22 protein-coding genes and 1 tRNA gene are annotated in these 22611 nt (G+C 30.4%); 9 read left to right on the forward strand and 14 right to left on the reverse strand.

Features of this window, described 5'->3' with window-relative positions:
* Nucleotides 1-80: 80 nt before the first annotated feature.
* The 10 genes from ETU10_RS03555 to holA form a co-directional block, all read right to left on the reverse strand.
* Nucleotides 81-2126: a S9 family peptidase gene (locus ETU10_RS03555; RefSeq protein ID WP_146309936.1), complete on the reverse strand. Its 2046-nt coding sequence runs from the start codon at nucleotides 2124-2126 to the stop codon at nucleotides 81-83.
* A gap of 235 nt (nucleotides 2127-2361) precedes the next feature.
* On the reverse strand, nucleotides 2362-2883 hold the full coding sequence (locus tag ETU10_RS03560; protein ID WP_146262113.1) for a DUF1440 domain-containing protein: 522 nt from the start codon (nucleotides 2881-2883) through the stop codon (nucleotides 2362-2364).
* Between the two features lie 12 nt (nucleotides 2884-2895).
* Nucleotides 2896-3186, reverse strand: a complete 291-nt coding sequence (locus tag ETU10_RS03565) for a putative quinol monooxygenase (protein ID WP_146292227.1) — start codon at nucleotides 3184-3186, stop codon at nucleotides 2896-2898.
* Nucleotides 3187-3289: 103 nt separating this feature from the next.
* Nucleotides 3290-3360: transfer RNA gene (locus ETU10_RS03570), tRNA-Cys, on the reverse strand.
* A 50-nt stretch (nucleotides 3361-3410) separates the two neighbouring features.
* Nucleotides 3411-3770, reverse strand: coding sequence for a dihydroneopterin aldolase (folB, locus tag ETU10_RS03575; RefSeq protein WP_146292228.1), 360 nt, complete (start codon nucleotides 3768-3770; stop codon nucleotides 3411-3413).
* Nucleotides 3770-4723 carry a methylenetetrahydrofolate reductase [NAD(P)H] gene (metF, locus tag ETU10_RS03580; protein WP_146262110.1) on the reverse strand — a complete coding sequence of 318 codons (954 nt, stop codon included), beginning with the start codon at nucleotides 4721-4723 and terminating at the stop codon, nucleotides 3770-3772. Before metF ends, folB begins: the two co-directional genes overlap by 1 nt.
* Before the next feature lie 243 nt (nucleotides 4724-4966).
* Nucleotides 4967-5398 (reverse strand): nucleoside-diphosphate kinase, encoded by a 432-nt coding sequence (locus tag ETU10_RS03585; RefSeq protein ID WP_146262109.1) that lies wholly within the window; start codon nucleotides 5396-5398, stop codon nucleotides 4967-4969.
* Nucleotides 5399-5497: 99 nt separating this feature from the next.
* Nucleotides 5498-7120, reverse strand: coding sequence for a 2-oxo acid dehydrogenase subunit E2 (locus tag ETU10_RS03590; protein WP_146309938.1), 1623 nt, complete (start codon nucleotides 7118-7120; stop codon nucleotides 5498-5500).
* Nucleotides 7121-7146: 26 nt separating this feature from the next.
* On the reverse strand, nucleotides 7147-8151 hold the full coding sequence (gene pdhA / locus ETU10_RS03595; RefSeq protein ID WP_146309940.1) for a pyruvate dehydrogenase (acetyl-transferring) E1 component subunit alpha: 1005 nt from the start codon (nucleotides 8149-8151) through the stop codon (nucleotides 7147-7149).
* A gap of 296 nt (nucleotides 8152-8447) precedes the next feature.
* The gene (holA, locus tag ETU10_RS03600; protein WP_146309942.1) at nucleotides 8448-9458 is read right to left on the reverse strand and encodes a DNA polymerase III subunit delta; all 1011 of its coding nucleotides are present in this window, start codon (nucleotides 9456-9458) and stop codon (nucleotides 8448-8450) included.
* A gap of 11 nt (nucleotides 9459-9469) precedes the next feature.
* Here holA and ETU10_RS03605 point away from each other — a divergent pair, with 11 nt between their 5' ends.
* The gene (locus tag ETU10_RS03605; RefSeq protein ID WP_146309944.1) at nucleotides 9470-9913 is read left to right on the forward strand and encodes a type I restriction enzyme HsdR N-terminal domain-containing protein; all 444 of its coding nucleotides are present in this window, start codon (nucleotides 9470-9472) and stop codon (nucleotides 9911-9913) included.
* A gap of 10 nt (nucleotides 9914-9923) precedes the next feature.
* Here the strand turns inward: ETU10_RS03605 and ETU10_RS03610 are convergent, their stop codons facing one another.
* Complete coding sequence (locus ETU10_RS03610; RefSeq protein ID WP_146262104.1) at nucleotides 9924-10817, reverse strand: magnesium transporter CorA family protein; 894 nt, start codon at nucleotides 10815-10817, stop codon at nucleotides 9924-9926.
* Between the two features lie 97 nt (nucleotides 10818-10914).
* Between ETU10_RS03610 and ETU10_RS03615 the strand changes: the two genes are divergently transcribed.
* Entirely contained in the window at nucleotides 10915-11979 is a 1065-nt protein-coding gene (locus ETU10_RS03615) for a 2Fe-2S iron-sulfur cluster-binding protein (protein WP_146309946.1), read from the forward strand.
* 2 nt (nucleotides 11980-11981) lie between these two features.
* Nucleotides 11982-12707: a DUF4184 family protein gene (locus tag ETU10_RS03620; protein WP_146309948.1), complete on the forward strand. Its 726-nt coding sequence runs from the start codon at nucleotides 11982-11984 to the stop codon at nucleotides 12705-12707.
* On the opposite strand, the gene ETU10_RS03625 is transcribed toward ETU10_RS03620, so the two are convergent.
* Nucleotides 12704-14224: a lipopolysaccharide biosynthesis protein gene (locus ETU10_RS03625; protein WP_146309950.1), complete on the reverse strand. Its 1521-nt coding sequence runs from the start codon at nucleotides 14222-14224 to the stop codon at nucleotides 12704-12706. The two genes, ETU10_RS03620 and ETU10_RS03625, sit on opposite strands and share 4 nt — an antisense overlap.
* A 117-nt stretch (nucleotides 14225-14341) precedes the next feature.
* On the opposite strand from ETU10_RS03625, the gene ETU10_RS03630 reads away from it, so the two are divergent.
* Nucleotides 14342-14887, forward strand: a complete 546-nt coding sequence (locus ETU10_RS03630; RefSeq protein ID WP_146309952.1) for a hypothetical protein — start codon at nucleotides 14342-14344, stop codon at nucleotides 14885-14887.
* A gap of 7 nt (nucleotides 14888-14894) precedes the next feature.
* Here the strand turns inward: ETU10_RS03630 and ETU10_RS03635 are convergent, their stop codons facing one another.
* Both ETU10_RS03635 and ETU10_RS03640 read right to left on the reverse strand, forming a co-directional pair.
* A complete protein-coding gene (locus tag ETU10_RS03635; RefSeq protein ID WP_146309954.1) occupies nucleotides 14895-15896 on the reverse strand; it encodes a hypothetical protein in 1002 nt (333 codons plus the stop codon).
* A gap of 280 nt (nucleotides 15897-16176) precedes the next feature.
* The gene (locus ETU10_RS03640; protein WP_146309955.1) at nucleotides 16177-17121 is read right to left on the reverse strand and encodes a 3-oxoacyl-ACP synthase III family protein; all 945 of its coding nucleotides are present in this window, start codon (nucleotides 17119-17121) and stop codon (nucleotides 16177-16179) included.
* A 490-nt stretch (nucleotides 17122-17611) separates the two neighbouring features.
* Here ETU10_RS03640 and ETU10_RS03645 point away from each other — a divergent pair, with 490 nt between their 5' ends.
* From ETU10_RS03645 to citE, 5 genes are read left to right on the forward strand one after another with little or no spacing between them, the layout of a single operon-like run.
* On the forward strand, nucleotides 17612-18850 hold the full coding sequence (locus ETU10_RS03645) for a porin family protein (protein ID WP_146262097.1): 1239 nt from the start codon (nucleotides 17612-17614) through the stop codon (nucleotides 18848-18850).
* A gap of 23 nt (nucleotides 18851-18873) precedes the next feature.
* Nucleotides 18874-20352, forward strand: a complete 1479-nt coding sequence (locus ETU10_RS03650) for an anion permease (protein WP_146309957.1) — start codon at nucleotides 18874-18876, stop codon at nucleotides 20350-20352.
* A gap of 37 nt (nucleotides 20353-20389) precedes the next feature.
* Nucleotides 20390-21433, forward strand: a complete 1044-nt coding sequence (gene citC / locus ETU10_RS03655; RefSeq protein WP_221410359.1) for a [citrate (pro-3S)-lyase] ligase — start codon at nucleotides 20390-20392, stop codon at nucleotides 21431-21433.
* Between the two features lie 10 nt (nucleotides 21434-21443).
* Nucleotides 21444-21731, forward strand: a complete 288-nt coding sequence (gene citD / locus ETU10_RS03660) for a citrate lyase acyl carrier protein (RefSeq protein ID WP_146262095.1) — start codon at nucleotides 21444-21446, stop codon at nucleotides 21729-21731.
* On the forward strand, nucleotides 21713-22603 hold the full coding sequence (citE, locus tag ETU10_RS03665) for a citrate (pro-3S)-lyase subunit beta (protein ID WP_146309959.1): 891 nt from the start codon (nucleotides 21713-21715) through the stop codon (nucleotides 22601-22603). The genes citD and citE overlap by 19 nt, the downstream gene beginning before the upstream one ends.
* The last annotated feature ends 8 nt before the right edge of the window (nucleotides 22604-22611 follow it).

The following is a 22611-nucleotide window of genomic DNA, read 5'->3' on the forward strand; positions in this document are numbered from 1 at the left end:
AATAAAATAAATCTATACTTAAATTTTAGATGAATCAATTTAATAAAATTTCACTTTTAATATAAAAATAAACAGTTTTCTTAAGCAATTTTATTTTCAAGTAATAGATAAAAAGAATATTCTAAAGCAACTTCTTTAAGTGATTCAAAACGTCCGCTTGCACCTCCGTGTCCGGCATCCATATTTGTGTGTAACAAAAGTAAATTAGAGTCAGTTTTTAACTCCCGTAATTTAGCCACCCATTTGGCAGGTTCCCAGTATTGCACTTGCGAGTCATGTAAACCTGTAGTAACTAATAAATTTGGGTAATCTTTAGTCTCAACATTGTCGTAAGGGGAATAAGATTTCATATACTCGTAATACTCTAGATCATTGGGATTTCCCCATTCGTCATATTCTCCTGTTGTTAAAGGAATGGATTCATCCAACATGGTGGTAACCACATCCACAAATGGAACATCGGCCACAACTCCGTGGAAAATTTCCGGAGCAATATTGATTACTGCACCCATTAATAAACCTCCGGCACTACCTCCATTCGCATATAAATGTTGGGGAGAAGTATATTCATTATCTATAAGGAATTTAGCACAATCAATAAAATCGAAAAAAGTGTTTTTCTTTTTTAGCATCTTACCATCTTCGTACCAAAGTCTACCTAAATCTTCTCCACCTCTAACATGAGCAATTGCATAAATAAATCCTCGATCCAGTAAGGATAATCGTAAAGAGCTAAAGGTAGGTTCTATAGAATAACCATAGGATCCGTAGCCATAAAGAAGTAAAGGAGTTTGATTGGATATAGCAGTTGTTTTCTTTCTTACGATTGAAATGGGGATTTTAATTCCGTCTCGAGCAGTTGCCCATAAGCGTTTGGTTTCATAGTTTTCAGGGTTAAAATCGCCCAATACCTCTTGTTGTTTAAGCAAAGTTTTGTGTTGAGTATTCATATCAAATTCAAAATCGCTCCAAGGAGTAGTTAATGAACAATACTTATAGCGTAATTTTTCGGTATTAAAGTCAAGGTTTGTAGATAAACCTACCGTGTATACTTCTTCGTATAAAGGGAGAAAGTATTTAACTTTTTTATTCCAAGATTCAATGAATATGCGGACCAATCCCTTTTCTCTTTCTTCAGTAACTAAATAATTTTTAAAAAGTTCAAAATTCTCAAGTAAAATATTTTCTCTATGTGGAATTACTTCTTGCCAGTATTCTTTTTGAGTTTTATTTACTGGAGTTTTCATTAACTTAAAGTTGTAAGATTTATCTTTATTAGTTAAAATATAAAAGTGATTTTCAAAATGATCAAATGAATATTCTAAATTTCTCTCTCTAGTTTGAAAAATTTGCCAATCGCCGTTTGGTTGATCTGCTGAAATGATCCTGTATTCATCTGAAACAGTGCTACCGGAAGCAATTATCAAATATTCCATGGATTTAGTTTTCGCAACACTTACATTAAATGTTTCGTCTTTTTCTTCGTATATTAAAGTATCCTCGCATTGAGGGGTTCCTAGTTGGTGTTTAAAAATTTTATTCGGGCGTAAAGTTTCTAAATCTTGAGTGGAATAAAATAAGGTTTGGTTGTCATTTGCCCACACAATATTTCCGGTTGTGTTTTCTAATTGATCCTGAAGAATTTCCTGAGTTTCAAGATCTTTAATTCGTATGGTATAGATTCTTCTGCTTAGAGAATCAAAAGAATAGCAAGCCAATTGGTTGTTAGGGCTAACGTTTATGCCTCCTAAATGATAGTAGCTATATCCTTGGGCTAATTCATTTACATTAAACATAATTTCTTCGGATGCAGTAGGAACATCTTTACGTCTGACATATATAGGGTATTCTGCACCTTTTTGATATCTAGTTTTATAAAGATAACCATTGTATTGATAAGGAGCTGACTCATCTTCTTCTTTAATTCGAGATTTCATTTCCTTAAACAATTTTCTTTGTAATTCTTCAGTAGATTCTAGTTTTTCTTCGGTGTATTTGTTTTCCTGTTCCAAATACTGAATGACTTCAGGATTTTCTCGATTATTCAGCCAATAATAATTATCTATTCGTATGTCTTGATGAATTTTTAATTCTTTAGGTATTTTTTTTGCTTTGGGGTGGTTCATTTTTAATAGCTTATTTATGATTAAATGTACAATATCACGAATTAAATATAATGGCAATATTTATAGATTATTTTTCATTGATAATTACACTTTAATTACTAATTTATCATAGCAACAGGGTATATTTAAATCTTTAATTAAATATATTCATGTAATAATAGATTTATATACCTTACTGACAATTGTATTAATGATTAGTAATTAATATTTGAGTATTATAAAGTAAAATAAAATTTTAGAATAGTTTATTTAATAATTTTCTACTTTGTTCCAAAGCTACTCCAAAAACCAAATGAGATCCAAATTCCCATACCCACCAAGATTTAGGCATGTCTTTCACTTTTCCCTGTAAGCCTAAAGCAGGAACTGTGGATCCGTGTGTAGCAGCCCAAACCACAGCACCTGCAGTAATCCCTTCTTCTACTTTCAATCTTTTATTAGAATTCACTAAAGTTACGTAGGCAACGCCAATAACTGCCCCTAAAGCATAGTGAATAAATTTCATAGATTTCACTGCTTCTTGGTTCTGTAGTTCTTCGTTTGTAACCGCTGAATATATTTTTTTGGCTAAAATTGCTGGAGGCATATTTTCAGGCTGGTGCTTTACATCTGCACCTTTCAATTGTAATTCTTTGGGTGTAGGTGGAAAATGTTTTTCACCTAAATCTTGTAAAGGTGGTTCTACGATAGATTTAACCCATGAAGCTAAAATTCCAACAGCAACCCCTTTTATTAAATTTTTTGTACAACAATTCATAAAGATTATTTTTTAATTGATAATTTTATTTACTAGTGAAATTTCAATGGGACATTCTAATAAGGGTGTAATTTCTTGAGTAGTTTTTAAAAATCTTTCAGTTTTTAAGTGAATATCCAGATATTTTTTATGATTCCATATTTCATGGAAAAAGAAAATATTATTATCCGTAATGTTTCGGTACAAATCGTATTGTTTGCAACCTATTTCCATTAGGGTAGGAGCAATTAAAGATTGAAGCAATTTTTCAACTTCATTAATTTTATCTTTTTTAGCGGTTATTTTAGCTATTACTGTAACCATTAAATTAAAGTTATTATAGTTCTTTTAAAGGTAGTAAATTAAAATTGAATTTTTTTGTTTAGGAAGTATAAAAAAAATCACCTTAGATAAGGTGATTTTTTAGAGGCTTCGAGCGGATTCGAACCGCTGTACAAGGTTTTGCAGACCTCTGCCTAGCCACTCGGCCACAAAGCCCTATTTCTTAGGAAGGCAAATTTACAAATTTTTATTTATAAAATACAAAATTAATTGAACTTCTTTTTAAAAGTTACCTTCACAGTATCTAGATCTGCATTTACGGGAGGATTAATTTTTTCAACAGAAATTTTAGCTTTATTTATCGTAGGGAATTGTAAATTTATTTCAAATAAAATTCTATGAGCTATATTTTCTAATAAATTTGATCGCTTATGCATTTGAGCTTTAATAATATTTGTTAGATCTCCATAATTCACAGTGTCTGTAAGGTTATCACTTAAACCTGCCATTTTTAAATCCATCCAAACAGTTAAATTTATTAGATAGAAAGAACCTATCTTAGCTTCTTCAGCCATGCAACCATGATTGGCATAGATTCTAATATTTTTTAATTTAATTTTTTCCATTAAAATATACTTTTTGCTATTCTTTGTATATTATTGCTTCTACCCATGGAATAAAAGTGTAGAACAGGTACCCCATATTCAATTAATTCTTTGCATTGTTGTATGGACCATTGAATACCAATCTCATTTGCTTCTTTATTATTTTTGCATTTTTCTATGGCTAAAACTAATTCTTGAGGAATATCAATATGAAAAATTTTGGGTAAAATGTTTAAATGTTTTTTTATTGAAATAGGTTTAATACCAGGGATTATGGGTATAGTAATACCAGCTTCTCTACATCTTTCAACAAAGCTAAAATATTTTTTGTTATCGTAGAAAAGTTGAGTAACTATATAGTCCGCACCTGCTTCTATCTTTTTCTTTAGGTAATAAAAATCGGTATCTAGATTAGGGCTCTCAAAATGTTTTTCAGGGTAGCCGGCTACGCCTATACAAAAATTTGTGGCGCCGTTAGCATATTCATCGTGCAAATATTTTCCGTTATTCATATCTACTACTTGATGAATTAATTGATTGGCATAAGAATACCCTTGGGGATGCGCTTGGTAAGTACCTTCGCTTTTTATAGGATCTCCACGTAAAACTAGAATATTATCAATCTCTAGAAAATTTAAATCTATTAATAGATTTTCAGTTTCTTCTTTATCAAATCCACCACATATAACGTGTGGAACAGCATCCACTCCATATCGATGTTGAATAGCAGCGCAAATACCAACGGTTCCAGGGCGTTTACGAGTAACTATTTTTTGAATGGATCCATTGGAAAATTCTTTATATTCGTATTCCTCTCTATGATAGGTGACATCTATAAATGGAGGATTAAACTCCATTAAGGGTTCAATATTTGAAAATATGCTTTGTAAATTATCACCTTTTTTAGGAGGAAGAATTTCAAATGAAAATAACGTTTTTCCTTGGGCTTGTTCAATATGCTCTATAACTTTCATACAATTACTAAAATTTCTTCAAAATCTGGCAAATATAGTTATATTATTTATGATATTTTTTTAAGTTTAATATATGCTTTTTAAGTATTTACTAAAAATGATTCTTTAAAAATTTAAATCTTAAAGATTAAATTTTAATATGTATTTTTTTAGTTTTTAATAATTCTAAATTTGAATTTTAAAAATAGCATTAAGTAAATTAACTTTATAGTTTAAATTCATTAAAAAATATAAACATATACTTTAATCTAAATATATTTCTTTTTCGGCAAAATGAAAAAGTGATTCTATGCGGGCATTTTCATCACTATCGGACCCGTGAATAGCATTTCTTTCCATGGATTCTGCGTATTTTTTTCTTAATGTTCCTTCCTCTGCATTTTTAGGGTTCGTAGCACCTATTAATTTTCTAAATTCTTCAACAGCGTTTTCTTTTTTTAAAACAGCAGCAACTATAGGACCGGAAGTCATAAATTCAACTAAGTTTTTAAAGAATGGTTTATCTTTATGAATGCTGTAAAACTTTTTGGCATCTTGAGAAGTAAGTTGAGTCAATCTTAAGGCTATAATAGTAAATCCTGCATTCGTTATATCGTTAATAATATTTCCCATATAACCATTTTTCACTGCATCAGGTTTTATCATGGTTAGGGTTAAATTCTTATTATTTATCATAAGTGTATATTTTTTATTAAAATTAAAAAAAACACTTCATAATTCTTGATTATGAAGTGTATATATAAAAATTAAATGTATAATTATTTAATTGGGTATTTAAGCCAATAAAGAAACTGGATTTTCTAAATATAATTTTAAAGTTTGTAGGAATTGAGCGCCGGTTGCTCCATCAACTACTCGGTGATCGCAAGCCAAAGAAATATTCATGGTATTGCCTATAACAATTTGACCATCTTTTACAATTGGTTTTTGATTAATAGCTCCTACTGAAAGAATACAAGAGTTGGGTTGATTAATAATAGAATTGAAAGATTCTACTCCAAACATTCCTAAGTTAGAAATTGTAAATGTAGATCCATCCATTTCATTTGCTTTTAATTTTTTATCTCTAGCTCTTCCAGCTAAATCTTTCACAGATGAAGAAATTTGTGAAAGAGATAAATAGTCAGTATTCTTAATCACTGGAACCACTAAACCATCTTCTACAGCTACGGCTACTCCAATGTTAATATTTCCGTGATGTATAATTTTAGAATCAGTCCATGAGCTATTAATTTGTGGATGCTTTCTTAGAGCTACTGCTACAGATTTAATCACCATATCATTAAATGAAACTTTGGTGTCTGGAAGACTATTAATTGCTTTTCTGGCTTGAATAGCATTGTCCATATTAATTTCAAACACCAAATTATAGTGAGGGGCTGTAAATAAACTATTGCTTAAGCTTTTTGCAATAGCATTTCTCATGGAAGAATTAGGGGTTTCTGTATCTACTCCAGGTGTTACTTGTAACGTGACGGCTGGTGAGGAAGGTTTAGTGGTAGAAACTTTAGGTGTTGAACTGCTAGTTGCCGGTACAAAATTTTCAACATCTTTACGAGTAATTCTACCATTGTCTCCACTACCTTGTATCTGAGCGAGCTCAATACCTTTATCATTAGCGATTTTTTTAGCTAAAGGAGAAGCAAATATTCTCTTATTATCGGACGAAATAGAGCTTTTATTCTCGTTAGACGAAGTAGAAGAAATTTTATTCTCGGGCTGTTCCGATGTTTTAGGAGTAGTAGATGCAGATACTGATCCACCATTTTTAATTACCCCACTTACATCTGTTCCTTGAGGACCAACAATGGCTAAAAGTGAATCTATAGGAGCAGAATCTCCTTCTTTTACAGCCTGATAAAGTAAAGTCCCGCCATTTCCATCATATTCAAAATCTTGTACGGCTTTATCAGTTTCAATTTCTGCTATAACATCACCCTCATTAATTTGATCTCCTACATTTATATTCCATTTAGAAACTTTACCTTCAGTCATAGTATCACTCAATCTAGGAATAGAAATTATCTCTATCCCTTCAGGAATGCTAGTAGTCGGCTGAGAAGCTTCTTGGGTTTGGGTTTCATTTTTTTTTTCAGTGTTATTAGAAGTTGAAGTTTGAGAAACACCACCTTCAATTAATCCACTTATATCTTCACCTTCTTGTCCAATAATCGCTAATAGTGTATCCACGGGCGAAGATTCCCCTTCCTTAACCCCTTGGTATAAAAGTACACCTCCATCACCATCATATTCAAAATCTTGTACTGCTTTGTCCGTTTCAATTTCAGCAAGAACATCTCCTTCTTTAACAGGATCTCCAACTTTTACGTTCCATTTGGAAACTTTTCCGTCAGTCATTGTATCGCTTAGACGGGGCATTGTTATTTTTTCAGCCATAATTAGGTTATGATTCGATTAATTATTTATTGATTTTCAAATTTATCTAAAAAAGGATAGTTAGGTTCTGAATAAATATAGTCATACATGACATTAGGTTCAGGATAAGGGGCATTTTCTGCAAAATTTCCCACTTCGTTCATGTAATCTTTTATACTCTTGTCTAAAGAATCTAATTCCTCTTCGGAAGCCCATTGGTTTGAAAGAATTTTATGTTTAACCATTAAAATCGGATCTTCTTTCTTATGCTCTTCAACTTCCTGTTTAGTTCTGTAAGGTTCAGCGTCAGACATTGAATGTCCTCTATATCTGTAAGTTCTAACTTCAAGGAAAGTAGGTCCATCTCCTCTACGTGCTCTTTCAATAGCTTCGTAAGCGGCTTCTGCAACTATTTCGGGGTTCATCCCGTCTACGGGAGCACAAGGCATTTCATAACCCAATCCTAGTTGATATATATCTAAGTTGTTGGTAGTTCTTTCAACCGAAGTACCCATAGCGTATTGATTGTTTTCACAAACAAAAACAACCGGCAATTTCCAATTCATTGCCATATTAAAAGTTTCATGTAAGGTTCCTTGTCTAACAGCACCGTCTCCCATGTAACAGATGGTAACTCCATCTCTTTCAAAATACTTATCTGCAAAAGCGATACCAGCCCCTAAAGGAATGTGTCCACCTACAATTCCGTGACCTCCGTAAACATTGTGCTCTTTGCTAAAAAGATGCATGGAGCCTCCCAATCCTTTAGAAGTACCAGTAGCTTTACCACAAAGTTCAGACATAGCTGCTTCGGGAGATACTCCCATAGCTAAGGCATGTGCATGGCAACGGTAGGAAGTTATTACTTTATCTTTTTTTATATCCATAGCATGGGTAAACCCAGCTGCAACTGCTTCTTGTCCATTATAAAGATGTAGAAAACCTCTAATTTTATCTTTCAAATAAAGAGAACGTGCCTTTTCTTCAAAACGTCTCCATTTGGTCATATCTTCAAACCATTTGAGATAAACCTCTTTGTTAAATTCTTTCATCCTTTTTCTGTATTGTGCCACAAATTTACATTAATTCCTATGAAATAACAAAAATAAGATTTTATAAGTTTTGATGGGTTTATTGATAGAATTTATAGCTTACATATACTTAATGATTTAATATATAAGTTTAGAAATTATTGATTAATCAATAATTTTTTTCATAATTAAAAATTTGTAACATTTTATATAATAGATTTTTAACTATCAGGTATATTTCTAAATTATATATGTGTATAATTATGATTGTATTATTAAATTGCTTAAAATAGCTTTGATATTTTAATTTATAAAAGTCAATGTAAAATTTTATATATCAATTCCATAAGGATGTCTTTGGTGGTTGCTTGCGAGGATACTTGTACTCCTTTGGATTTCATGTCTGCATCCCTTAGGTAGGAAATGCATAAAGTAGTTTTTTTTAAAGGATAGTTTTTTATTGCTGTTATATATTCATTTGCAAAAAAAGGATTAATTTTAAGTTCTTTAGCAATATTTTGTGGGGTTTTCACGGGTAAGCTGTGCACGATTAATAAATTTGAAAAAAAACTAATCATTGTTCCAAATGTTATAACAATAGGATTTGCTTTAGGATTTTTTTCAAAATAATCGATTATTTTATAAGCCTGTGCAGCATTTTTTTCAACAATCGCTTTTCTTAACTCAAAATTGTTATATTCTTTACTTATACCTATATTTTTTTCAATGATCTCAGGAGTAATTTTTTTCGAATCACGAAGAATAAGTTTTAATTTTTGTACTTCATTATCAATTCTTGATAAGTCTGATCCTAGAAATTCAGCCAATAAAGCTTTAGATTTTTCATCTATTTCTAGTCCTGATGATTGGCAAAGGCTACCAATCCAAGCGGGGACTTGGTTATCATATAGTTTATCTGATGAAAAAATATAGCCTCGTTGGTTTAGTTGTTTCGTCAAAGATTTTCTTTTGTCTAAAGCTTTGTACTTATAGTTTATCACCAATATGGTAGAAGATTGAGGATTTTTAATATAATTTTCAAAAGATTCAGATTTATCAAAGTTCAGTCCTTTTGCTTCTTTTACAATTATTAATTGCCTTTCTGCACCCATAGGAAACTGTTTAGCTAAGGAGAAAATGGAATCAAGATCAGTTTCTGTACCATAAATGATGGTTTGATTGAAAGCCTTCTCTTCTTCGCTTAGTACATTTTCTTCTAATAATGTGCTGATCTTATCTATATAAAAAGGTTCTTCACCTTCTAAAAAATAAATGGGTAAAAAATTTTTGTTTTTAATATCTTTGACCAAATTATTGTACTCTTTCATAAGCGAAATTAATGGAGCTTTCGGTATTAAACTTTCCTGAAAAATATGAATTTCAAATTAAAGAGAAATGTTCTCTTTGGTATATTTTTGACGAAGTTAGAAAAAAATGGCTAATATTAACTCCTGAGGAGTGGGTTAGACAAAATGTGATAAAGTATTTACAAAAAGAAAAAAAAATACCTAAATCTGCTTTTTTAATTGAGAGAAAAATACAATTAAATAATCAGGTAAAAAGACTAGATCTTTTAATACTCAAAAAAACAGAATCTTTCTTACTTGTAGAATGTAAGGCTCCAGAAATTTCTATAAGTGAAGCAGTATTCGAACAAGCAGCAAGATACAATTTGGAAATTAAGGCTCCATATTTGCTTTTAACTAATGGGTTGAATCATTTATACTTTTACTACGATATTCATAAAAATGAATATAGTTTAATTAAAGATTTTAACTATTAATCTGGGTATTTCACAACCACTTTTTTCTTTTTAACCAGAAATAAATTAAAATGGTAATTACTACCATAACAATCATTATTATAGGATATCCCCATCGATTTTGAAGCTCAGGCATATAACTAAAATTCATTCCATAAATACCAGCAATGAAAGTTAGTGGCATAAAAAAGATAGAGAAAACGGTAAGAGTTTTCATAATTTCATTGGTTTTTTGAGAAGATAAGGATATGTACAAATTCAATAAGTTATTTAAATCGTCTGAAACCTGTTCATGCAGGGTGGTTAATTTTGTATAGAGATCTTTTAAATCTTGAAATTCTGGTTTTTCACTTTTATTGGGCTTGAGGGCGCTGATAACATTATCTGAAAGTATGAGAAGTTTAGAGCATAAACTGGTTTTTCTTTTTAAAGAGTAAATGTTTTTTAATGAGACTGAAGTATTCTTACTTGCAAATAAATTATTCTCGTAAGATTCTAATTTATTCATAGTGCTTAAGAGTGCTTGATTATAGGATTGAAGGCATTCTGACAGTATTTTTATAATTATTGCAAGGGTAGTTTTTGCTTTGTTTGAATCTACGAACTTCAATTTAATATCTAAAAGAAAATCAATTTTAACTCGGTGAACCGTAATAATAACTTTATCATTGTAAAATATGGCTATTTTATTGGTAATTGATTGTATGTTTGCTTCTTTTTTAGCATTTATATTAACGATTCGTACAATTAAAAAGTTTATATCTTCTCCAGATTCATACTTAGGTAAATGATTGGGTTCTAGACTATCAGCCAAATTATAGTAATTTAGATTATATTTTAATGCAATTTCTTGTAATTCGTCTTTATTCGGGTTTTGTAAATCAATCCACTCGTAATGGGTTTGTTGAACGTTTGATGATGGCATATATTAAATTTATTTAATATTAAAATCTTATCAAAATTGCAATAACAACTTTGCTGAAAACAATTTATTATATTTACTAATTCTTTGTAAATATAATATGAAATTTTATCCATTAACCGTAAAAAAAGTAAAACCATTAACATCTATCAGTAAATCCATTGATTTACAAATTCCTGAAGAGCTCAAGGCTGTATTTAAATGGAAACCTGGACAATTTGTGTGTTTAAAATTCTCTATAAATGGTGAAGAAGTGGAAAGAGATTATTCCATTTGCAATGCGCCTAACAATGAATATATTACATTAGCTATAAAAAAAACTAAAAATCCGTACATATCTTCTTATTTAAATGAGCATATAAAAGAAGGAATGCATTTACAAGTTTCTGCACCCTTAGGAAATTTCGGGATTGACTCACGTCCTAATGAAAAAAGAACATTGGTAGCTTTTTCTTCCGGGAGTGGTATAACACCTATTTTAAGTATAATTAAAGATACCCTACAAAAAGAAAAGGATGTAAAATTCTATTTATTTTATGGTAATTCTGAAGAGAGTGATGTAATGTTTAAAGCAGATTTGGATTTACTTAGATCTAAAAATCCAGATAATTTTTTTGTACATTATTTTTACTCACAGCAAAAAGTGAATGATAAATTTTATGAAGGTCAATTAGATGAAAATAAATTAAAATTAATTATTAACCAAATTGTGGATTGGGATGAAGTGGATGAAGTTATGATATGTGGACCTACCAGTATGACTGTTACTTTAGCCAATGCCGTTTATAAACAAGGCATACCCAAAGAAAATATTCATTATGAATTGTATGAACCGGTTGATAAAGTTTTTATGGATGATGAGGTTGTATCGTCTTCTATTGAAGAAGTGGAAGTTATTTTTACCTATGAAGGCGAAACAAAATCAATCCAGTGGTTGAATAATGGAAGCACTCTTTTAGATGCTTTGCTTGATTTGGGTATTGATGCTCCTTATTCTTGTAAAGGTGGAGTATGTGGAACATGTCAATGCACAAAAGAAGGCGGAGATGTTGTTTTAGGAGAGAACTTAGTTTTAACGGATGAAGATTTACAAAATCATAAAATTCTTACCTGTGTTGCCTATCCTAAAAGTAATAAATTAAAAATAAACATGGACGAGCTATAAATATGCCATTCACATTTTCACATCCGGCCATAGTTTTGCCGTTAAGGAATTTGAAAATTTTTTCTTGTACGGGATTAATTGTTGGAAGTATGATGCCAGATTTTGAATACTTTCTAAGAATGCGTATAGTGGGAGAGCATGGACATACAGCTTTAGGTGTATATTATTTTGATTTACCTATTGGATTTTTGTTTACCTATATTTACCATTATTGCATACGGAATACTTTCATTGATCATTTGCCTAATTTTTTTAGAAAAAGATTTATTCTTTTTAAACAATTCAATTGGAATAATTATCTAAAGGAACATTTTTTTGTTGTAGTTTGTTCACTTTTATTAGGAGTTTATTCCCATTTGTTTTGGGATGCTTTTACCCATGAGTATGGATATTTTGTACAAAAAATTCCTATTTTGAAAGAAACAATTTTTAAAAGACCTATTTATAATATTTTGCAACATTTAAGCTCAATAGTTGGAGCATGGCTTATTTATTATTCCATAAAAAAAATGCCTGTAGCATGTAATTTGAATGTTTATACTAATAATGTTATGATATATTGGTTTTGGATTGTATTTTTCACAGGGAGTTTTACGTTGATTCGTTTTTACAATAATATGCATCTATGGATGATTGGGAATATAATAGTTACTACAATTATGAACTTTTTCCTAGCCATGCTATTGATCAATTTTATTTACAAAACATTTAGGAAAAATAATGTTTAGCCTTTTCCCTTTCTTTTAAAATTTTTCAGTTTTTCTTTAATTATTATTATATCTCTTTGTTCTATTTTAATCATAAAATACAGGAAAATAAAAAACAAAAAATTTCCTAAAACTATATGAACAAATATACTATTGCTTGTATAGAAAGAGAGAATACTAAGTAACGAGCTACCACCTATATAGAAGATAAGCTTTCTTTGGTTGTAAGGTATAGGATAATTTTTTTGTCCCCAAACATAAGAAATAACCATCATAACTAAATAAGAAAGGAAAGTTGCGTAAGCACAAGCCCAATATCCTAAGTTGGTGTATTTTAAACCTATCCAATTAAAAATAATAGTAATACCTGCTCCGATAACAGATATTATGGCTCCATAATGAGTATTATCAGAAAGTTTATACCAAATGGAAAGATTTAGATATATTCCGAGGAAAGTTGAACCGATTAATAAAATAGGAACTACCTTAAGTCCAGACCAATATTCAGGATTGCGAATATATAATCTTCCAATCCAATCCAAATTAGCCACTAAAAATAAGAGAATCAATGCACTAAAAATAGTAAAATACTTCATTAATGAAGCATATGTTTTTTTAGAATTTTTTTCGCCGGCATGGGAAAAGAAAAAAGGTTCTACTCCCAAAAGATAAGCCGTCTTGAATAAGGTAATAAAAGTTGCAATTTTATATACAGCGCTGTAAATTCCCATTTCTATTTCTGCCGTTCCTTCCGGTAATAAGTATTTTAAAAATTGCCTATCCATCGTTTCGTTTATAATACCCGCCAAGCCGGCAATAGTAATCGGCCACGCATATAGCAACATTTTCTTCCAAAGCGGAATATTAAATGAATATTTACCATTAAACATTGTGGGAGTAAGCGCTAAAAATGTAACAATGCTAGCAATTAGATTGGCAACAAAAGCATAGCCGATGCCATATTCAGGATTATAAAATTTTGAAAATATGGATGTTCCAAGTCCAGAACTCTCAATTTGTTTAGGAATTACGAATATAAATAGTACGGTTAAAAAAAACATAACTATAGAATTCATAATCTTAAGTGAAGCAAATCGTAAGGCCTTATTTTCTATTCTTAGTTTTGCAAACGGTACAGCTGACATTGCATCAGCAGCCAATATAAAAAGAAACCAGACGAGAAAATTAACTTGATCTGGATGTTTAAATGCATTTGCTAAGGGAACCCTTGCAAGTAAACCAAAAGCCAAAAAAATTAAAGAAACAATAAATACTGAGGTTAAAGAAGTGAAATAGACCATATTTTGTTGAGTACGGTCTTCCTTAAACTTTTGAAAAAAACGAAAAAAAGTTGTTTCCATGCCATGTGTTAAAAGAACAGATATAATTCCTGCAGCGGAATAAAAATCGGCATAAACTGAATATTTTGAAGGTCCAAATGCTTTAACTAACATGGGAGTTAAAACAAAAGGAAATACTCTAACCAATACATTACTTAATCCGTAAATTAAGGTTTGACTAAATAATTTTTTATACAAAATAGATTTATTTTGGAGCTTAAAATTAATTTTATTGTTTGATTAATAAAAATAGTTTTAAATATAATCAACAAATTTAATGAAATTGATTAGGTTTGTGATAAACCTTATAAAGAAATGAAAAAAATATATTTTCTTCATGGATATAAAACCTCAGGTAAGAAATTTTTAGCCATTAAAGAGTATTATAAAAATTCTAAGGAATATTTACCAATTTATTGGGAATGGGATGAAAATTTAGATATTGCTAAATTTATCCTTGAAAAATCTAAAGTTTTAATGGAAGATGAAGGAGAGAAAATTATATTTGCGGATAGTATGGGGGCAAATTTGGCTTGGCATATCGTTAATCACTTTCCATCCATGCATTATGTAATGACGAATCCTGTTTTTACAGCAGATCAAATTATAGATCAAAGTAGAATTCAACCTGAATTAAAATCTAAAATATTTAAGGCTACCTCTGATTCTATTATGAATAAAAATTTACACTTAATTATTTCTAAAAATGATCAAACTTTGAATAATGAGTATTATAAAATAGTATTTGGAGATGATTTTAAGACTTTGGATTTGGATGATGTACACGAGCTTATAAATATAAATAAATATATGCCTCTAATTCATAATGAAATAGAGGCAGCTTTTAAGAAAATTATATAGGAAATTATTACAAGTTAAATTCTGCATTTAAATATATAAATTGTTCAGCATCTTTTTTGATGTAGTTATAGTTTCTGAAATTGGCTGCAAATTTAAGAAGTTTTGTAGGTTGATATTCAATACCTAAAATAGCCAGACTACCATCCGTTTTATTCCAAGGTTTATCATTGATGGATGTAGATTTCATATAATCGTAACGGATAAATGGTTTCCATTTAGGAGCAACTTTTATTGAAGAAAAAACGGAATAACCTTGAAAATCATTTTCTTTAATAAATTTATTGTTAAACTGCTGAATGTATTCAGCTCCTACGGCTAACTTTGAGTTGTCGTATCCTACAAAAACATTCATAGTTATTAAATCTTTCTTACTATTAATTTTTACAGTATCAGAAGGTTTATTATAGTAGTCTACATATCCTCTGATTAATAAATTTTTAACAGGTTTAATATTTGTACCCAAAGCATATCTCATAGTATTATTCATTTCAATATCTTTATATCCTTCTCCGTTGGTAATACTAGCATCTACAGAAACAATTTTGTTAAACTTATAAGTAGCATTAATACCTAGATCAGCACTTTGTCCAATTTTATTCAAAGTAGCTATATTTTCGATAACATATCTAAGTCCAAAATATTTTTCCTGTGTTGGATTAATCAGTGAGTTTATTAAACCAGCATTAACATCCCAATTTTTATAGTTCCAATTTACATAGGCATTTTTTAAGAAAGGAACCAATTGATTGGAAGAGTTCTTGCCTGATGCACCATCTACAATAACTTTCGCTTGTAAAGTTGGAGTAAATTTATAATTGTAACCTATGTAGGCTCTTGTTATATCAAAACCTCTATGATCATGAAAGTCTGTATGGTAATCAAAGAAAGTACGTAAGATTACATTTCCACTAGGTTTAAAATCACTATTCTCTTGAGATAATAAATTTAATGGAATTAGGCAATAAATGACAAAAAGTAATGAAGTTAGGTTTAAAATCTTTTTTTTCATAAAAATTTCTGGTTTAGAATTGTTTTTTTTCTTGTTATTTAGTGAAAATTTGTTGTTATTCTTAATAAAATTGATAAATAATTAAGAATTTTTAATTAATTTTAATTGTGTAAAAGTATGTAAAACAAGTCTAGAGATTGGTTAAGAAAGAGTGAAGAAATAAATACGATACTATTAAAAAAAATGATGGAATATTTAAATATCCATCATTAATTAAACATATCTATGTATTTATTATAAGTATACCACCAAATAATCTATGAGGTTGAATTTTAAATAATTAACCTTTTCTAATTAAACAAGTGCCTGAAGAATAACCTCCGCCAAATACAGATAAACAGATTAGATCGTTACTTTTAAAATTGTCATAGTTTTGGGCGAGTACCAATGGGGCACTTGCGCATCCAGTGTTGCCCAAGGTTTCAATATTGGTTAAAGATTTAGATTCACATATACCTAATTCATTACAAACAAACGAGATAATTCTTTTGTTGGCTTGGTGACCAATGAAATAAGATAAGTCATCAATGGTATAATTGTTTTTTTTAATAATGTATTTAGTAAATTCACTCATATAAATACAAGCATTAGTAAATACATCTTTGCCATAAAGCATTTGTATACCAACTTTAGGATTTAAAGTAATTCCATCTGGGCCTTTGCCTATATTTCCTAATCCTCTAGTTATAACATCAATTACCTTGGAATCATTAGAGGAAATTTCTTCATTAGAGAAAAATAAAGCTACTGCAGCATCGCCCCATAAGTGTCCAGATTCTCTATCATGATCGTTTGAATACTGAGAATTTTGATCAGCACAAACTAACAAGGCCCTTTTAGAGATATTAGTTTCAAAAAATGATTTTATAATTTCCATCCCGTTTACAGCTGAAGAGCAAGCGGAGGAGATATAGAAGGCTCTTGCTTTATCTATATTAAACTCTTTCTGTATTACATGTGCCGTTGTACTTATAGTGTCAGAGGGTGTGTAAGAACCAAAAATTATTAAATCCACTTCATGAATATCATAAGGTAAATTTTTAATCGCCGATTTTACAGCTTCAATGCACATATAGTTAACCGTTTCACCTTCATTAGCCCTAGCTCTAGTTATAATTCCAGTCCTTTTAACGTACCAATCCTCTGTAGAATCATTTATTTGAGCTAGATATTGATTATCTATTCTTTTCTCAGGTATGTAATATCCAGTAGAGTTTATAAACATGATTTATGCCTTTAAATAATAAGATATAGTGTTGTGAAAAAATAGTTGCGAAGATAATAATTAAATTATTTATCTATATTTTAAACTTTACATCATATTATTAAATATTTGAAGAAGAATAAATATTAATGTAACTTAATGAATTAGACTTATAATAATATTCAGGAATACTATATGTAAGGCTTAAAAAATACGCCAATACACTATGTTTTTACACTTAATATATTAACTATGATTTTACATTGTAAATGTATTGAAGATATTTTTAACAACAATGGAAATTGTTGTTTTTCTATTAAAAAATACTTAAAAAAAATATTAATAGATATGATAAGTACGAAATTCTGATATTAATCACCTTTGGAAAATGAATTAGTTAAAATATTAACTTTGTTATTGTTAAATATGATTTTAAATAATTAAAAAAATTGAATTTTATAATTTGAATTTTATAATTAATTTATGAAAAAATAGACGTGAATTAAAATATATGAAAAAAAAAAAATTACTACTTAGCTTATGTGTTTTTTTATCAATGCTTTTACCAATCCATTTGGAATCGCAAGTTGTAGATCAAGAATCTAGTAATCCACAAAAACAACTTGAAAACCAACAGAAACAAATTCAGGATTTACAAGAAGAAATGAGAATGTTGAAAGAACAACTTTATCGAACACAAGTTCCTGCCAATGTGGATAAATCATCTCAAACATCTCCTGAGCAAGAATTAAAAAAAGGACCGGTTTATATAAATAAGGGGAAAGTTTTTGCTAGAATTTTTATGGATTATGCTAATAATCTTACCCATGCAGGAGATAGGAGACAAGGAATTGATATTTCAAGAGCTTATTTAGGCTATGATTATCAAATGACGCAAGAATTATCTGCAAGAGTAATGATCGATGCCGCACCTGAAGGAATTTTAGCACAGACAGGAAAATCTAATACAGCAAGTTTAAAAAATCCAGTTTTAAAAAATGCATATATTAAATACCAAGATAAAGAGAATAAGTATTACATAATGGGCGGAATGTTCACAACACTTGAAAATACCGGTTACTTAAAATATTGGGGCAATAGATATATATCCAAAGGGTTGGCTGTAGATAGTAAAATGGACAAAGGAACGGATATAGGTATCGCTGGAAATTATAGATTTAATAAATTGATCTCTGTTGAAGCGTCGATCATGAATGGGGAGGGGTATAAAACAATTTCTAAAAATGGTTCTTTTTTATATACATTGTCAGTGCCATTACAAATTACAAAAAACTTTGAATTCAAACCCTTATTTAGTATAAAGACAGGTGAAGACAACCACCTTAAAGATAAAATGTTTATGTCATTTTTAGCCGGTTATAAAAATAAATTCATATCAGGAGGTGTTGAATTTGCTGAAACGTTTAACGACGGTAAGGACGATTTGAATAAATACGGTTATTCTATTTTTATTAATGGTAAATTAAATGAAAAATTTAAACTAATTGCCAGATACGATCAAGTAAAAAACACAGAATCTTCAAAATCATTTAGTGGATACGATATTTATGGGGAAAACGGTGCTTTTGCAGGACATTACAATTTAGCAATGTTTGGAATTGAATATAAGCTTATTAAGAATATTAAAATTGCACCGGCTTATATGTTAAGAACTCTAAAAAATGCAAATCAAAATCAAAAAGACATAAATATTAATACAATCTATTTATTTTTAGAATGTAGTTTTTAAAATTTAAAAAATAAGCAAAAAATATGGATAAATCTAAAATTTATAAATTAGGACTCTTAGCCTTGGTTATAGTAATCACTTGTATGACCCCCAATCCAGAAGGATTGAATCCGTTGGCATGGAAACTCTTTGGAGTATATTTAGCAGCAATATTAGGGTTGATCATGAAACCTTATAAAGAACCTGTAATACTATTATCAGCCTTAGCAATATCAGCTTTAATTATAGGTGTTTATAATAAGTTCTATATTCCCAAGGAAGAACAAGTGATAGAAATGAAAAAAGTTTTAGGGGGGTATGCTTCCACCACTACTTGGTTGGTTTTTTCTGCTTTTTCTTTAAGTGTTTCATTTGTAGTTACAGGGCTAGGGAAACGAATAGCCTATTTATTAATAAAGTTGATAGGAAACAGCACATTAAAGCTAGGATATGTAAATGTATTTTTAGAACTTCTATTATCCCCGGCAATGCCATCCAATACAGCAAGGGCTGGTGGAGTAGTTACTCCTATATTTAATAGTATAGCCTTGGCTTTAGGATCAGATCCAGAAAAATCACCCAAAAAAGCAGGACGATATCTACTACTAAACGTATACATGGTAACTAAAACAACAAGTTATTTATTCTTAACAGGTATGGCACCCAATGCATTAGCCTTAAGTTTATTACATCAAGTGAATCCGGCGTTTAATTTAACATGGATTCAATGGCTGTTATTTTCATCCGTACCAGGAATCATTTGTTTATTTCTAACACCTATAGTTATTTATCTATTGTGTCCACCAGAATTAAAAAAAGTAGATAATAAAAAAATCTCAGAGGAAGGACTCAGAGAATTAGGTCCAATGAGCGTTAAAGAAAAAATATTAACGATAGTTTTTATATTGGCATTATTAGGATGGGTATTCGGAAGTATGTTAGGAATTGATTCCTCAGCAGTTGCCATTGCTGCAATGTCTATTTTACTAATTACCAATGTAATTAATTGGGATGAGGTATTAAAAAGTAAAGGAGGTTGGAGTACTTTAATTTGGTATGGAGGTATCATAGGAATGTCTGGAGTGTTAAGTCAGGTAAACTTTTTTAAATGGTTAGGAGAAGCTTTAGCCACACAACTATCTGGAATAACACCAACCATGCAATTAGGAGGAGGTATGGTAGGTATTGTAATTATTTTAACAATCAGTATAGTTATTAGATATCTATTCGCATCCGGGGGGGCTTATGTAGCAGCTATGGTTACGGTATTCGGATTGTTAGGAGTAGCAATGAAAGTACCTTATGAATTATTAGCTATTGGATTGCTTTTTTCCAATTCCTACGGAGGAACAACCAGTCACTATGGAGGAGCAGCTGCACCCATAGTTATGGCTTGCGGATATAACGATACAAAATCATGGTGGAAAATAGGTGGAGTTATAGGTTATGGTACACTTATCGTTCATTGTACAATAGGAATCTTATGGTGGAGATTCCTAATAGAGCTAGGAGTTTTAAACTAAGCTTTAAACGGAATTTACTAAATAAATTTTTAAGGTTATGATGGATATAGATACTATTTACAAAGTAAGAGAAGTAGATGCAGGTCAGGATAAACTTATCGCTGAGATTGAAAAATTTTTAAACAATAACGATTTAAAGCTAGGAAAAGATGTAATTAAGTATCTAACAATTTCCATCGGTGGAGAAATTGTAGCTAGCGCAGGTATAGCAGAAGGCGGAATAATTAAATGTACAGCAATACACCCCAATTATAGAGGAGAAGGTTTAGTCCTCAAACTATTTACAGAACTTACGTATTTATGTTTTGATCTAGGCTTTAAAGATTTATTTATCTATACAAAACCCGTAAACGAAAAAATATTTAGGGATTGTGGTTTTTTTCCTATTGAGATAGCCTCCAAAGTTATTTTAATGGAGAATAGTAAAACCAGATTACCTAATTATTGCAAAGATCTTCAAAAAATAAACAGCCAAATAAATGCAACAAAAATAGGAAGTGTAGTATTAAATGCTAATCCTTTTACTCTAGGACATCAATTTTTAGTTGAGAGTGCAGCATCACTTTGCGATTGGTTGCATGTGTTTGTTGTTAAAGAAGATGCTTCCTATTTTTCATGGGAAGATCGTTTTGAACTGGTAAAAAAAGGGATATCACACCTAAAAAACGTAACTCTACACGAAGGATCAAGATACATAATTTCCAGAGTAACCTTTCCTACCTATTTTTTAAAAGATGAAAAAATAGCAGATGAAAATTATGCAGAATTAGACCTAAGAATCTTTAGGCATTATATAGCACCGTCTTTAAATATAACCCATCGATTTGTAGGAACAGAGCCGACATCTCCAATTACTAACAAATATAATAGCGAGATGAATTATTGGTTAGAAGAAGCACCTTTAGCCTATCCCCCAATTAAAACTACAATTATTGAAAGAAAAACAGTCAACAGTCAGCCCATTTCAGCATCTAAAGTAAGAGAGTTGTATTTAGCGGATAAAATGGAAGATCTGAAACTGTATGTTCCACCAACTACTTATGAATTTCTTGAGAAAAATAAAAATGTAAAAAATAAATGAGTGTAAAATTATGGAAATAGTACAAAAAGCTGTTGCCGGTACATTAGAATCTAGTGATATAATGATTAGAGTATCACCCTCTGATGAGCTTGATATAGTGATTAACAGTACGGTAGAAGCTCAATTTGGAGATGAAATCTTGAAAACCGTAAAAGAAATTCTTTCTAAGCTAAACATTGATAAAATAAAGATACTGATAGATGATAAGGGAGCCTTGGACTGTGTTTTAAGAGCTCGTCTAATAACTGCACTAATACGTTCAACTAAAGATCAAACATTATGGGAGAAAATTCAATAAAATTACGCAGAAGTATGTTGTTTGTACCTGGCGCAAACGCAGCTATGATAAGTAATTCTTTTATTTACAAGCCAGATTCGATTATGTTTGATTTAGAGGATTCAGTCGCACTAAAAGAAAAGGATGGAGCACGTATGCTAGTGGTGCAAGCATTAAAGCACCCCTTTTATCGAGATATAGAAAAAATTGTAAGGGTAAATTCTCTAACCTCTGAGTATGGAAAAGAGGATGTGAAAGCAGTAGTAAGTGCAGGAGTAAATGTAGTTCGATTGCCCAAAACAGACTCGGCGCAAGATGTTCTTGATATGGAACAGGAAATAGAATCCGCAGAAAAGTATTTTGGCATTGAAGTAGGAAGAACAAAAATGTTAGCAGCCGTGGAATCTGCTTTAGGAATACTTAATGCAAAAGAGATAGCATTCTCAACCAAACGTTTAATAGGGATAGCATTAGGAGCAGAGGATTATGTAAGAGACATTAAAACAGAACGATCTCCAGACGGTATTGAACTTTTATTTGCAAGAAGTTCTATACTTCACGCGGCAAGAGCTGCAGGTATCATGGCTTTTGATACCGTATTCTCAGATGCTAATAACGAAGAAGGTTTTTTAAGAGAAGCGACTTTAATAAAACAACTGGGCTTTGATGGGAAATCTTTAGTAAATCCTAGACAAATTGAGTTGATACATAATTTATACGCTCCTACCCAGAAAGAAGTAGATTTTGCTAAGCAAGTAATTGAAGCAGCGGAGGAAGCCTTAAAAAAAGGTTCCGGGGTAGTATCTCTAAATGGAAAAATGGTGGATAACCCAATTATTGAAAGAGCTAAATTAGTTTTACAAAAAGCTGAATTATCTGGAATTAGAGAATAATTAAACCC

The organism is Apibacter muscae (assembly GCF_007845595.1).
In the GTDB taxonomy this organism is placed as follows: domain Bacteria; phylum Bacteroidota; class Bacteroidia; order Flavobacteriales; family Weeksellaceae; genus Apibacter; species Apibacter muscae.

Excerpts from the sequence above, each read along its gene's own strand:
- ETU10_RS03590 (WP_146309938.1), bottom strand. The coding sequence starts at position 7,120 with ATGGCTGAAAAAATAACAATGCCCCGTCTAAGCGATACAATGACTGAC.
- ETU10_RS03640 (WP_146309955.1), bottom strand. The coding sequence starts at position 17,121 with ATGTTTATAAACTCTACTGGATATTACATACCTGAGAAAAGAATAGAT.
- pdhA (WP_146309940.1), bottom strand. The coding sequence starts at position 8,151 with ATGAAAGAATTTAACAAAGAGGTTTATCTCAAATGGTTTGAAGATATG.
- metF (WP_146262110.1), bottom strand. The coding sequence starts at position 4,723 with ATGAAAGTTATAGAGCATATTGAACAAGCCCAAGGAAAAACGTTATTT.
- ETU10_RS03555 (WP_146309936.1), bottom strand. The coding sequence starts at position 2,126 with ATGAACCACCCCAAAGCAAAAAAAATACCTAAAGAATTAAAAATTCAT.
- ETU10_RS03605 (WP_146309944.1), top strand. The coding sequence starts at position 9,470 with ATGGAGCTTTCGGTATTAAACTTTCCTGAAAAATATGAATTTCAAATT.
- citC (WP_221410359.1), top strand. The coding sequence starts at position 20,390 with ATGATGGATATAGATACTATTTACAAAGTAAGAGAAGTAGATGCAGGT.
- ETU10_RS03620 (WP_146309948.1), top strand. The coding sequence starts at position 11,982 with ATGCCATTCACATTTTCACATCCGGCCATAGTTTTGCCGTTAAGGAAT.
- ETU10_RS03565 (WP_146292227.1), bottom strand. The coding sequence starts at position 3,186 with ATGGTTACAGTAATAGCTAAAATAACCGCTAAAAAAGATAAAATTAAT.
- ETU10_RS03645 (WP_146262097.1), top strand. The coding sequence starts at position 17,612 with ATGAAAAAAAAAAAATTACTACTTAGCTTATGTGTTTTTTTATCAATG.
- citE (WP_146309959.1), top strand. The coding sequence starts at position 21,713 with ATGGGAGAAAATTCAATAAAATTACGCAGAAGTATGTTGTTTGTACCT.
- ETU10_RS03615 (WP_146309946.1), top strand. The coding sequence starts at position 10,915 with ATGAAATTTTATCCATTAACCGTAAAAAAAGTAAAACCATTAACATCT.
- ETU10_RS03560 (WP_146262113.1), bottom strand. The coding sequence starts at position 2,883 with ATGAATTGTTGTACAAAAAATTTAATAAAAGGGGTTGCTGTTGGAATT.
- citD (WP_146262095.1), top strand. The coding sequence starts at position 21,444 with ATGGAAATAGTACAAAAAGCTGTTGCCGGTACATTAGAATCTAGTGAT.
- folB (WP_146292228.1), bottom strand. The coding sequence starts at position 3,770 with ATGGAAAAAATTAAATTAAAAAATATTAGAATCTATGCCAATCATGGT.
- ETU10_RS03635 (WP_146309954.1), bottom strand. The coding sequence starts at position 15,896 with ATGAAAAAAAAGATTTTAAACCTAACTTCATTACTTTTTGTCATTTAT.
- ETU10_RS03585 (WP_146262109.1), bottom strand. The coding sequence starts at position 5,398 with ATGATAAATAATAAGAATTTAACCCTAACCATGATAAAACCTGATGCA.
- ETU10_RS03630 (WP_146309952.1), top strand. The coding sequence starts at position 14,342 with ATGAAAAAAATATATTTTCTTCATGGATATAAAACCTCAGGTAAGAAA.
- ETU10_RS03650 (WP_146309957.1), top strand. The coding sequence starts at position 18,874 with ATGGATAAATCTAAAATTTATAAATTAGGACTCTTAGCCTTGGTTATA.
- holA (WP_146309942.1), bottom strand. The coding sequence starts at position 9,458 with ATGAAAGAGTACAATAATTTGGTCAAAGATATTAAAAACAAAAATTTT.
- ETU10_RS03610 (WP_146262104.1), bottom strand. The coding sequence starts at position 10,817 with ATGCCATCATCAAACGTTCAACAAACCCATTACGAGTGGATTGATTTA.